This is a genomic window from Streptomyces sp. NPDC015032 (assembly GCF_043080425.1).
Taxonomy (GTDB): domain Bacteria; phylum Actinomycetota; class Actinomycetes; order Streptomycetales; family Streptomycetaceae; genus Streptomyces.
Genome location: NZ_JBIBVN010000007.1, coordinates 162,407 through 173,526, shown reverse-complemented (window position 1 = coordinate 173,526; position 11,120 = coordinate 162,407). Strand labels below are relative to the sequence as shown.

Here is an 11,120-nt window from a genome sequence, read left to right as displayed (position 1 = left end):
GACCGGCCGCAGGGGAGAGACAGCAATGGCACGGATACGGAAGACGGGGAACCCGCTGATGGCGGTGGCGATCGTGCTGACGCTCGCGGCGGCCGTCGCGGCCGGATGGGGCGGAGTGTCCCGGTACGACGCCGCGCACGACGAGGCGGCGGTGTATGCGCAGGCCCGCGACGACGCGCTGGCCGCCGGCCAGCAGGCCGTGCAGAACATGAACACCCTGGACCACCGGAAGCTGGAGAACGGCCTCGACAGCTGGGAGAACTCCACCACCGGTGAGCTGCACAAGCAACTCGTCGACGGACGCGACGCGTTCGTGAAGCAGATCCAGCAGGCGAAGACCGTCAGCACGGCCCAGGTCCTGTCCGGGGCGGTGACCGAACTCGACAACCGGGCCGGCAGGGCCGGCGTCATGGTGGCGCTGCGGGTCACCGTGACCGCGCCGAAGGGCAAGCCCGCGGTGAAGGAGAGCCGGATGCTCGGGCAGCTCACCCGCACCTTTGAGGGGTGGAAGCTCAACGCCCTAGGCCAGGCACCCGTCGGCAACACGGCCGGCTGACGCCCCGACTGTCACCCGCCACCCGAGAGGACCCCGGACATGTCGACGACCCGCCACCTCGTCAACCGTCAGCGCCGTCTGGCCACCGTCGCCGCGGAGCGCGCCACCACGACCGCGCCGCCGCGCAAGCCCGCGCCCCCGGGCCCCTCACCCGGCGAACCCGGCGGGACCGGGGCCGCACAGAACACCGCCGCCGATGCCGCGGTCACCGACGACGCCGGTCCGGGGGCGGGCCAGGAGAGGGAGCGGGAGGAGGCGGAACCGCTACGTGACCGGCCGCTCCGTCTCCGTGTCCGGCTGCCTGCCGTCCTCTGCGCCCTCACCGTGCTCCTCGGTGCCTTCGCCGCCTGGGCGTTCGGCTCGGCCGCGAGCCTGCGCGACGACCCGGCCCGGCGGAACACGGCCCTCACCGACACCAGCCGTACCAGCGAGGTGAAGGGGCAGATCTCCGAGGCGGTGGGTGCGGTGTTCTCGTACAACTACGCCTCACCCGCCAAGTCCGAGCGCGCGGCGAAGAGTTATCTGGTCGGCAAGGCCGTCCGGCAGCACGAGGACATGCTCGCCCAGGTACGTGCCCAGGGGCAGAAGCAGAAGCTCGTGCTGACCACGACCGTCACGGACAGCGGTGTGGAACTCCTCGACGGCGACCGGGCCCGGCTGCTGATCTTCGCCGACCAGAGCAACACCCGTACCGGCACGTCGGACGAGACGACCTACGCGGCGGCCATGTTCGCCGTGGACGCCGTCCGACGCGGTGACACCTGGCGGATCTCCGGCATCGATACGTTCGCCCGGTGACCCGGGGGAAAGGGGAGCACGCATGAGATTCCACGGCACCCTGCGGCGTGGACTGGGCGGCACGGCAGCCGCGGTCGCCGCGATGGCCGCGCTCACCGCGTCCCAGGCACCGGGACCCGTCCGCCACGAACGGACCGCGAAGGAACGTCAGGAGGCGGACGAGGTCAGGTGGACCCACGTGGCCAACGACGACTCCTACCACACCGAACTGCCGCCGTTGCAGTCGCCGGAGCCGCCGAGGGCGGGCGTGAAGCAGAGCCCGGCCGCCGCCCGCTCCTGGGCCGAGGCGGGCATCCCGGCCACGGTGCTCGCCGCCTACCGCAAGGCGGAGGCGGCACTGGGACGCACCGACCCCGGCTGCCGTCTGCCGTGGCAACTGCTCGCGGCGATCGGCAAGGTCGAGTCCGGTCAGGCGGGCGGGGGACGGGTCGACGCCCACGGCACCACGTTGACCCCGATCCTCGGACCGGTGCTCGACGGCGCGGGTTTCGCCAAGATCCCGGACACCGACGGCGGCGTGTACGACGGCGACACCACCTACGACCGGGCGGTCGGCCCGATGCAGTTCATCCCGTCCACCTGGGCCCACTGGGGCAAGGACGGCAACGGTGACGGCCGTCGCGATCCCGGCAACATCTACGACGCCGCCCTGGCCGCCGGGTACTACCTCTGCGCCGGACCGCGCGATCTGTCGGTGAAGGCCGATCTGGACCGCGCGATCCTCAGCTACAACCACTCCGACACCTATCTGCGCACGGTGCTGTCCTGGCTGGAGTTCTACCGCAAGGGCATTCACCCGGTGGCCGACGGCAGGGGCACCGTCCCGAAGAGCCCGGGGGCGGGCGGACCGAACAGGCCGACGCACCCGGTGGGCGGTCCCGGCGCCCCGGGCGGCGGCATCATCGTGGGTCCGCAGCCCAGCGGTTCGCACGGCCCCTCGCCCTCCACGTCCCCGAAACCCTCCGGCTCACCCACCGGCTCGCCGGATCCCACCGGCTCCCCGGACCCCACCGATCCGGGCACCGGCTCACCCGATCCGACCGGCAGCGGCCCCGCCACCCCGGGCCCCGGTACGAGCCCCGACCCGGGCACCTCGGAGCCCGCCCCGGGCTGCCCGACGGGCACGCCGTCGCCGGATCCTACCGACTCGACCGGAACCACCGGGCCCCCGTCGCCCGAACCGGGCACGACCGAGGACCCGTGCCCCACGCCCTCAGACTCAGCGCCCGCCGGCTGACAGCACCTCGGACAGGTCGTACCGCACCACCTCTTCCAGCTGTGCGTACGTGCAGCCGCCGGGGGTGCGGTCCGGCCGCCACCGGCGGAACTGCGCGGTGTGCCGGAACCGGTCGCCCTCCATGTGGTCGTACGCCACCTCACAGACCCGTTCCGGACGCAGTGCCACCCATGACTGGTCCTTCTTCCCGGACCAGCGGCTCGGCGTCCCGGGCAGCCGGGCGTGTTCGTGCGCCTCGGCGTCCGCCCACGCCGCCCACGGATGACCGGCGAAATTGATGCGCAGCGGCGCCAGCTCCGCGACCAGCTCCTCACGCCGTCTCATCGGGAAGGCCGCACAGACGCCGACGTGCTGCAAAACCCCTTCGGAGTCGTACAGACCGAGCAGCAACGAGCCGACGACCGGGCCGCTCCTGTGGTGGCGGTACCCCGCCACCACACAGTCGGCGGTCCGCTCGTGCTTGATCTTGTACATCACCCGGGTGTCGGGGCGGTACGGCAGATCGAGCGGCTTGGCGACCACACCGTCGAGCCCCGCGCCCTCGTAGTGGTCGAACCACTGCTGGGCGACCGCCGGATCGGTGGTCGCCGGCGCGAGGTGGACGGGGGGCGAGGCGGCGGACAGAGCCGCCTCCAGTACGGCACGCCGGTCGGACTGCCGGACGGAGAGCAGCGAATCGTCGCCCACCGCCAGGATGTCGAAGGCGACCAGACTGGCCGGGGTCCGCTCGGCGAGCAGCCGCACCCGGGAATCGGCAGGGTGGATACGCTCGCTGAGCCGGTCGAAGTCGAGCCGGCCGCCGTACGCGACGACGATCTCACCGTCGATCACACAGCGCGGCGGCAGATTGTCGCGGACGGCGGTGACCAGCTCGGGGAAGTAGCGGGTGAGCGGCTTCCCGGTGCGACTGCCGATCACCACCTCGTCGCCGTCGCGGTGCACGATCGCGCGGAAGCCGTCCCACTTGGCCTCGTACTGCATACCGGGCGGGATCTTCGAGACGGACTTGGCGAGCATCGGCTTCACGGGCGGCATCACCGGCAGATCCATGGCCATGATTGTCGCCCATGAGTGAGCGCAAGTCTCCCAATATGCGGCATATGTGAACCCGGCCTACCGTGACCGTCATGGGCGCAGCAGGAACAGCGGTGGAGCTGGAAGCCGACGGACGGGCCGTACGGCTGTCCTCTCCGGACAAGGTCTACTTTCCGGAGAAGGGCTACACGAAGAGGGACGTGGCCGAGTACTTTCTGGCGGTGGGTCCCGGCATCACACGCGCCCTGCGCGATCGGCCGACCACCCTCCAACGCTTCGTGGACGGTGTCGACGGAGAGTTCTTCTACCAGAAACGGGCCCCGAAGAACCTTCCCGACTGGATCCCCACCGCCCGGATCGACTTCCCCAGCGGCCGTTCTGCCGACGAGATTTGCCCCACCGAGCTTGCCGCCGTCATCTGGGCGGCCAACCTCGGCACGCTCACCTTCCACCCCTGGCCGGTCCGCGCCGCCGACACCGACCACCCGGACGAACTGCGCATCGACCTCGACCCCCAGCCGGGAACGGACTACGCCGACGCTGTGCGGGCCGCCCACGAGCTGAGGTCCGTCCTCGACGACCACGGCCTGCGCGGCTGGCCCAAGACCTCCGGCGGCCGGGGCATCCACATCTTCGTCCCGATCGAGCCGCGGTGGACCTTCACCGCGGTCCGCCGCGCCGCCATCGCCACCGGGCGCGAACTGGAACGCCGGATGCCGGACCGGGTGACCACCGCGTGGTGGAAGGAGGAGCGCGGCGCGCGGATCTTCGTCGACTACAACCAGACCGCCCGCGACCGCACGATCGCCTCCGCCTACTCCGTACGTCCCTTCCCGCATGCCCCGGTCTCGGCCCCGCTGCGCTGGGAGGAGATCGACGACGCCGAACCGCGCGACTTCGACATCAGGACGATGCCGAAGCGCTACGCCGAGGCCGGCGACGTGCACGCGGACATGGACGAGCACGCCTTCCGGCTCGACGGGCTGCTCGAACTGGCCGACCGGGACGAGCGGGAGCACGGTCTCGGCGACCTGCCGTACCCGCCGGAGTACCCGAAGATGCCGGGCGAACCCAGACGGGTCCAGCCCAGCCGCGCCCGGCGCGTCGAGGGCGGCGACGCATGAGAAGAAGGTCTTCACGATCGTGCGGTCGGAGCGACGCGGGGTGACCCTGGATGTCGCCGCATGCCGGGGCCGCATGCCCCGGCATGCGGCCCCGGCCACCTGACGCCGGTCCGGGCTACAGCTCCCTGATCCGGATGTCGCGGTACGAGACCACGTCCGTGGTGCTGTGGACCTGGAGCCCGATGTAGCCGGAGGCGTACCGCCGGCCGTCGGTGCCCGGGTCGTCGCCCCGCGGCGGCTCGAAGACCTGGCCGCCGGTGTTGTCGAACTCGTTCAGCAGGACACCGTTGCGGTAGACCGAGTAGTGCTGGTCCACCACCCGGATCTCGTAGTCGTTCCAGGTGCCCTTGGGGGTGACCCCGGCACCGGCCAGACCGATCCGGTCGAATCCGTAGACGGAGCCGGTCTTGTACATGTCGCCGTCCGGGCGGTCGAGGATCTGCACCTCGTGCCCGTACTTGATGGCGACCCACTCCGGTCGTGACTCCTCGGGGTTGTCGTGGACGTTCGGGAAGCGCACGAACACACCGCTGTTGGCATTGCCGGTGCCGGGGGCGTCGTCGCGCCACTGGAGCTTCAGCGAGAAGTCGCCGTACTGCCGGCCCGGGAACCAGAGCATGCCCATGCCGTCCACCGTGGTGGAGCTGGTGATCGTGCCGTCGGCATTGAGTCCGAACCTGCCGCCACCCACCTGCTGCCACTTGGCGAAGGACGCCGCCGTGCCGTCGAAGAGCTTCTTGTAGCCCTCGTCCTGGCCCGGCCTGCCGATCCCGGACTCCTTGGCCGCCCGGTAGATCCTCTTGTGCTCGCGGGCGTCGATCACACCGGCCGTGAGCAGCTTGTCCAGGACGGTGTCGACGTGCTTGAGGAACAGGGCGTGCGACGACCAGTCCTTCTCGTCCTCGATCAGCTCGTTGATCGTGCAGCGATTACCGGTCATCCGGTTGGGAACCCCGGTGTCCACCGTGCCGACGATGACGGTGAGCCGTTCGTCGAACTCCGGGCAGTTCGGCGCCGGTACGCCGCCGCTCTCGGCGACGGTGAACGACACCTGCTTCGCCGTCGAGGTGTTGCCCGCCTTGTCCGTCGCCCGGTGGGCGACGGTGTGATAACCGACACGGTCGACGATGACGGTGGTGGTGTACGCGAGGTACGGACCGCCGTCGAGCGAGTACTCGATCCTGTCCACGCCCGACTCGGTGTCGGTCGCGGTGATGGTCACCTCGGCGCTGGTGATGTAGGCGTTGTCGGAGTTCTTGTCGCCCGCGACCGCGGCCGAGGTCTCCGGCGGCGTCCTGTCCTGCGTCGGCGGCGCGACGACGGTGAAGTCGACCGCCTTCTCCGCGGCCGCGTTGCCCGCTCTGTCGGTGGCCCGGTAGCGGACCTGGTGCGTGCCGGTCTCGTGCACCATCACCGGTGCGGTGTACGGCTGCCAGGCGCCGTCCGCCCCGATCGCGTACTCGATGGTGTTGACGCCGGACCCGGTGTCGGAGGCGGTCACGGTGACCGTTGCCATCCCCAGGTACCGTCCCTGGTCGTCCTTCTCGCCGGAGACGGTCGCCGAGGTCTCCGGCGGTGTCGTGTCGTCCGTCGGCGGGGCCGCGACCGCGAAGTCGACGGACTTCTCGGCGGCCGTGTTGCCCGCCCTGTCGGTGGCGCGGTACCGGATGGTGTGCGTCCCGACCTCGTTCACCACGATCGGAGTGGTGTACGGCTGCCAGGCGCCGTCCGCCCCGATCGCGTACTCGACGGTGTCCACACCCGAGCCGTCGTCGGTCGCCGAGACGGTGACCGTCGCCTGGCCGATGTAGGCGCCGTCGGCATTCTTGTCGCCGTCCACCTTCGCCGAGGTCCCGGGCGCGGTGGTGTCCGTACCGCCGCCGTCCGTCACGGTGAGGATGCCCTGCATCGCCTCGTGCCCCGGCATGGTGCAGTGGTAGAAGTACCGGCCGGGGGAGAGCGTGACTTCGGCGGTGTGCCTGCCGCCCTGGTCGTCGGCGGGGTTGGCGAGGATGTTCAGTGTGACGTCGTTGTTGAACTCAGGGTCCGAGACGCTGAAGGTGAGGGTGTGCGGCATCCCCGTGGTGTTGCCGGTCGCCGCGCTGTTCTCGAAGACAATGGTCGCCTTGCCGGCCACCGCGGTCTTCGGGGCGGACAGATAGCGGTCGATGGGGTCGCCCGCCGTCCAGGTGAGGACCTGGTCGGCCGCCGCGGCGGCGGAGCCCGCCGTGCGGCCGTACGCCGCCGTCGAGGTCAGCCCCAGCACCATCAGGAACGAACCCAGCAGCGCGAGCCACAACCGGACGGGCCGGTACCGCTGCCGCGAGAAGATCGAACGGTGTCTCACCGCGCTGCCGCCTTCCTGGCCAGGTCCTCGGCGGCCGGGGTCGGGCCGCCGCCCTTGTACGTCACACGCCACAGCGCGGACTTGGAGTCGGAGGTGAAGAAGCCGCGCCCGTAGTCCAGGACATACAGCGAACCGTCCGGGGCGAACTTCCAGTCCATCAGGTTGCGGATGCCGTCCGCGCCGACCGGGATGATCTTCTTCAGGGACTCGGCGTGCGTGGGCAGGCCGCCCTTGCCGGCCGTCTTCGGGTCGGTGAGCACGGCGTGCCGCGGCTGGGTGTCGTCGTAGAAGTCACCGACGAACCACTTGCCGTCCCAGTAGGAGGGCCACTTGTCGGCACTGGTGCTCGCTGCGTCGTACCGGTAGACCGGGCCGTTCATCGTGGCCTGACCGCCGCCCTTCAGCCACGGCAGCAGCTGCTTCTGCTCCTCCGCCCGGTAGCTCGGGATGCCGTTCGCGTCCCGCGGGTAGTCCACGCCACCGCCCTGCGGGGAGTACCAGATGGTGTTGGAGGTGATGGGCGGCACGTTCACCAGGCCGTCGTTGTTCGGCGACTCGTTCCTGGGGTGGTCGCAGTCGTACCAGCCGAGCGGCTTGGCCGGATCGGGCAGATTGCGGTCCCGGTAGGGCTGCTTGTTGCCCATGCAGTACGGCCAGCCGTGGTTGCCCGCCTCGGTGATCGCGGCGAAGGTGTCGTACTTGGCCGGACCCCAGGTGGTGGAGGGCGAGCCCGCGTCGGGGCCGACCCAGCCCGCGTACAGCGTGTCGGTCGCCTTGTCGACGGAGATCCGGGCGGGGTTGCGCACGCCCATCACGTAGATCTCGCCGCGCGTCCTGCCGCCTCCCTCGTCCGGCTCCTTGCCGGTGAAGAGATTGCCCTCGGGCAGTGTGTACGTGCCGTCGTCCTCGGGGTGGATGCGCAGGATCTTGCCGTTGAGGTTGTTGGTGTTGCCCGCGGTGCGCCGGGCATCGGCGAACGAGACGCCCTTGTAGTTCGGCGCCGGGTTGTTGCCGGAGTAGCCGTCGCTGAATCCGGAGGAGTTGTTGTCACCGGTGGCGATGTACAGATTGCCCTTGGAGTCCCAGGCCATCCCACCACCGGCGTGGCAGCAGCTGTGGATCTGCACCGGCCAGTGCAACAGCACCTTCTCGGAGGACAGATCGAGCTTGTCGGTGGCCGGGTCGAGGGTGAAGCGGGAGACCTGACGTACCGCCATCTGCTTGTCACGGTCGATCTTCGCGTGCGGTGTGTAGTGCAGATACACCCAGCCGTTCTTCTCGAAGTCCGGGTCCAGCTCGATCCCGAGCAGCCCCTCCTCGACCTTGACCAGCTCGTCGCCACCGCCCTTGTTGCCGAAGACCGTCAGCGCGCCGGCGAGGGTGACCTTCTTCGTCGCCGGGTCGTAGACATGGATCTCTCCCAGGCCCTTGCCGATGTCCGGGTCGTTCCAGTCGGTGACGACCGGTTTGCTGCTGTCGGCGCCGCCGCGACCGATGTACAGCACCCGTCCGTCCGGGGCGACGACCAGTCCGTGCGGCTCGCCGATCTGGTCGTTCCGGCCCGGCTGATTGGGCCGGGTGACGCGCTCCGCCCGGTAGTTGGAGGTGATCGTCGCCCTGCAGTCGGCCTGCGAGATCCGCGTCGTCCAGTTCAGCGCGCCGCGAAGATGGTCGCGGAAGTCGGTCTCCGCGAAGCTGTCGACCGTACCGCCCATCGCCGTGTAGAAGGACCTGCCACCGTCGTAGTCGCGGCACCAGGAGACCGGATGGTCCCAGCCGTTGGCACTCGCGCCCGGCTTGTACGTGAGCTCCCGTACGCGGGCCACGGTGTGCACATCGCCGGACGGATTCTTCGTCCAGTTCAGCCACCTGTCGGGACGCTTCCACTCCAGTGGCAGGTTCCTGGTCGCCGGATGCCGGCGGTCCCCGATCTCGACCGTCGCACGTTGTACGCCGGTTGGGCTGCCGACCGCCGGACGGGCCCCGACCAGACCGGTGAACCAGTCCGAGTACGGCTCGGTGCGGGCCGCGTCATGGATGCCGAGGAAGCCGCCGCCCGCCTCCATGTACGCCTCCAGGCCGGCCTCCTGCTCAGGGTCGAGCACATCGCCGCCACCGGTAAGGAAGACGACGGCGTTGTACGAGCCGAGCTGCTTGCCGTTGGTGAAGACGGCCGGGTCGTCGGTGGCGACGGTCCTGAACCGGCCGGACTCAGGTCCGGTGAGCCCGATCCTCTCGATGGCCGCGATCCCGGCGTCGACGGTCGGGGACTCCTCGGTGGCGGAGGCATGGAACACCAGCACCTTCACGTTGGCGCCGCCGGGCGGCGACGGCAGGGACAACGTTGTCGCCGCACGGTGCGGCCCCGGTTCCGGATAGGGCCTGGCACTGGCGGCGTTGCCGCCGAGCAGGGAAGCGGTCAGTGCGCCGGCCGCCAGGACCGCCGCCAGTCCACGTCGCGATCTGGACCTGTGATGTGGTGTGCGCTGCATGTGGTCACCCACCCCTCTTTGGTCGCTGCAACAGCGGATGAAGCTAGACCTCTTTTCGCGACTCGCCAATAGCTATGGCAGCAATGGCACGAACTTTGTCCTGGCTGTGGATAAACGTTGATCCCCCGGCTACGGTGTGGGCCGTCCGGGCGGCACCCGCGCCTCGCCAACCCCGGCAGCCTCTGAAGCCGCCGCGATCGCCGTAACCTCCGTATCTCCGTAGTCCCGCAGTCTCCGCGACCTGGCAGTTCCCGTGATCCGGGGGGACCCCGCGATCCGGGCATGTTCGCAAAACTCGGTAATTTCCTTAGTGCAGTGGGGAGTTCGTCATGGACAGAAGGAGCTTCAACCGGCGTTTCCTGGTGGGCGGCGGGGTGGCGGCCGCGACCGGCCTGACATCGTTGTCTCTCGGTACGATCGAGGCCCGTTCGGCGGAACCGCCGCCGAGGACCGCGCCGGCGGGAGGCGTCGTCCGCCATCTCAGGCTGTACGCGGAGAAACTGGCCGACGGTCAGATGGGATACGGCCTGGAGAAGGGCAAGGCGTCGATCCCGGGTCCCCTCATCGAGATCAACGAGGGCGACACCCTGCACATCGAGTTCGAGAACGCGATGGATGTGCCGGCCGGCCTGCATCCCCACGGCGTCGACTACGACATCGCGAGCGACGGCACCCGGTTGAACAAGAGCATCGTCGAGCCGGGCGGCACCCGCACCTACACATGGCGTACCCATACGGCGGGCCGTCGCCAGGACGGCACCTGGCAGCCGGGCAGTGCGGGCTACTGGCACTACCACGACCACGTCGTGGGTACGGACCATGGCACCGGCGGAATCCGGAAGGGCCTCTACGGTCCGTTGATCGTCCGTCGCAGGGGCGACATCCTGCCGGACAAGACGATCACGATCGTCTTCAACGATATGACGATCAACAACAAGGCGGCTCACAAGGCCCCCGACTTCCATGCCACGGTGGGGGACCGGCTCGAAGTGGTCATGATCACGCACGGCGACTACTTCCACACGTTCCACATCCACGGTCATCGCTGGGCGGACAACCGGACCGGCCTGCTCACCGGCCCGGACGATCCGAGCCGCGTCGTCGACACGAAGACCGTCGGTCCCGCGGACTCCTTCGGCTTCCAGGTCATCGCGGGCGAACACGTGGGAGCGGGTGCCTGGATGTACCACTGCCATGTGCAGAGCCACTCCGACATGGGCATGGCCGGGCTGCTGCTGGTCGCCAAGGCCGACGGCACCGTGCCCGGCTACGACCCGAACGCCAAGGCGACGCACGACAAGCCGGCGCCGAACAAGCCCGCGCCGGACAAGACCACGCCGAAGAAGACCACGCCGGACAAGCCCGCGCCGAAGAAGACCACGCCGGACAAGCCCACGCCGGACAAGACCACGCGGGGAGGGGCGCCTTCGGGTGGAACGGCTTCCGGCGGGACGGCGTCGGGCGACAGCGCTCCCGGCGGTACGGCGAAGGACATGGCGGCCCACGACCCGGTGGCGCACGGATCCTGAGC

The 11,120-nt window shown here is 69.8% G+C and carries 8 protein-coding genes; 5 read left to right on the top strand and 3 right to left on the bottom strand.

The window, feature by feature from the left end; all coding sequences use genetic code 11:
* Window positions 1-58: 58 nt before the first annotated feature.
* From ACF08M_RS13890 to ACF08M_RS13880, 3 genes are read left to right on the top strand one after another with little or no spacing between them, the layout of a single operon-like run.
* Window positions 59-556 (top strand): hypothetical protein, encoded by a 498-nt coding sequence (locus tag ACF08M_RS13890; protein WP_392185533.1) that lies wholly within the window; start codon window positions 59-61, stop codon window positions 554-556.
* Window positions 557-595: 39 nt separating this feature from the next.
* Window positions 596-1,354: a hypothetical protein gene (locus ACF08M_RS13885; protein WP_392185457.1), complete on the top strand. Its 759-nt coding sequence runs from the start codon at window positions 596-598 to the stop codon at window positions 1,352-1,354.
* A gap of 22 nt (window positions 1,355-1,376) precedes the next feature.
* Window positions 1,377-2,591 carry a lytic murein transglycosylase gene (locus ACF08M_RS13880; RefSeq protein ID WP_392185456.1) on the top strand — a complete coding sequence of 405 codons (1,215 nt, stop codon included), beginning with the start codon at window positions 1,377-1,379 and terminating at the stop codon, window positions 2,589-2,591.
* Here ACF08M_RS13880 and ACF08M_RS13875 read toward each other — a convergent pair.
* Complete coding sequence (locus ACF08M_RS13875) at window positions 2,574-3,641, bottom strand: ATP-dependent DNA ligase (protein ID WP_392185455.1); 1,068 nt, start codon at window positions 3,639-3,641, stop codon at window positions 2,574-2,576. The genes ACF08M_RS13880 and ACF08M_RS13875 overlap by 18 nt on opposite strands.
* 98 nt (window positions 3,642-3,739) lie before the next feature.
* Between ACF08M_RS13875 and ligD the strand changes: the two genes are divergently transcribed.
* A complete protein-coding gene (gene ligD / locus ACF08M_RS13870; protein WP_392185532.1) occupies window positions 3,740-4,750 on the top strand; it encodes a non-homologous end-joining DNA ligase in 1,011 nt (336 codons plus the stop codon).
* A 115-nt stretch (window positions 4,751-4,865) separates the two neighbouring features.
* On the opposite strand, the gene ACF08M_RS13865 is transcribed toward ligD, so the two are convergent.
* The gene (locus ACF08M_RS13865; RefSeq protein ID WP_392185531.1) at window positions 4,866-7,019 is read right to left on the bottom strand and encodes an OmpL47-type beta-barrel domain-containing protein; all 2,154 of its coding nucleotides are present in this window, start codon (window positions 7,017-7,019) and stop codon (window positions 4,866-4,868) included.
* A gap of 74 nt (window positions 7,020-7,093) precedes the next feature.
* Window positions 7,094-9,589: a ThuA domain-containing protein gene (locus tag ACF08M_RS13860; RefSeq protein ID WP_392185454.1), complete on the bottom strand. Its 2,496-nt coding sequence runs from the start codon at window positions 9,587-9,589 to the stop codon at window positions 7,094-7,096.
* Between the two features lie 329 nt (window positions 9,590-9,918).
* On the opposite strand from ACF08M_RS13860, the gene ACF08M_RS13855 reads away from it, so the two are divergent.
* Complete coding sequence (locus ACF08M_RS13855) at window positions 9,919-11,118, top strand: multicopper oxidase domain-containing protein (protein WP_392185453.1); 1,200 nt, start codon at window positions 9,919-9,921, stop codon at window positions 11,116-11,118.
* Window positions 11,119-11,120 lie beyond the last annotated feature (2 nt).

Bases quoted from the DNA above. Each gene is read 5' to 3' on its own strand.
- ACF08M_RS13890 (WP_392185533.1), top strand. From the start codon at position 59: ATGGCGGTGGCGATCGTGCTGACGCTCGCGGCGGCCGTCGCGGCCGGA.
- ACF08M_RS13885 (WP_392185457.1), top strand. From the start codon at position 596: ATGTCGACGACCCGCCACCTCGTCAACCGTCAGCGCCGTCTGGCCACC.
- ACF08M_RS13875 (WP_392185455.1), bottom strand. From the start codon at position 3,641: ATGGATCTGCCGGTGATGCCGCCCGTGAAGCCGATGCTCGCCAAGTCC.
- ACF08M_RS13865 (WP_392185531.1), bottom strand. From the start codon at position 7,019: ATGGTGCTGGGGCTGACCTCGACGGCGGCGTACGGCCGCACGGCGGGC.
- ACF08M_RS13880 (WP_392185456.1), top strand. From the start codon at position 1,377: ATGAGATTCCACGGCACCCTGCGGCGTGGACTGGGCGGCACGGCAGCC.
- ACF08M_RS13855 (WP_392185453.1), top strand. From the start codon at position 9,919: ATGGACAGAAGGAGCTTCAACCGGCGTTTCCTGGTGGGCGGCGGGGTG.
- ACF08M_RS13860 (WP_392185454.1), bottom strand. From the start codon at position 9,589: ATGCAGCGCACACCACATCACAGGTCCAGATCGCGACGTGGACTGGCG.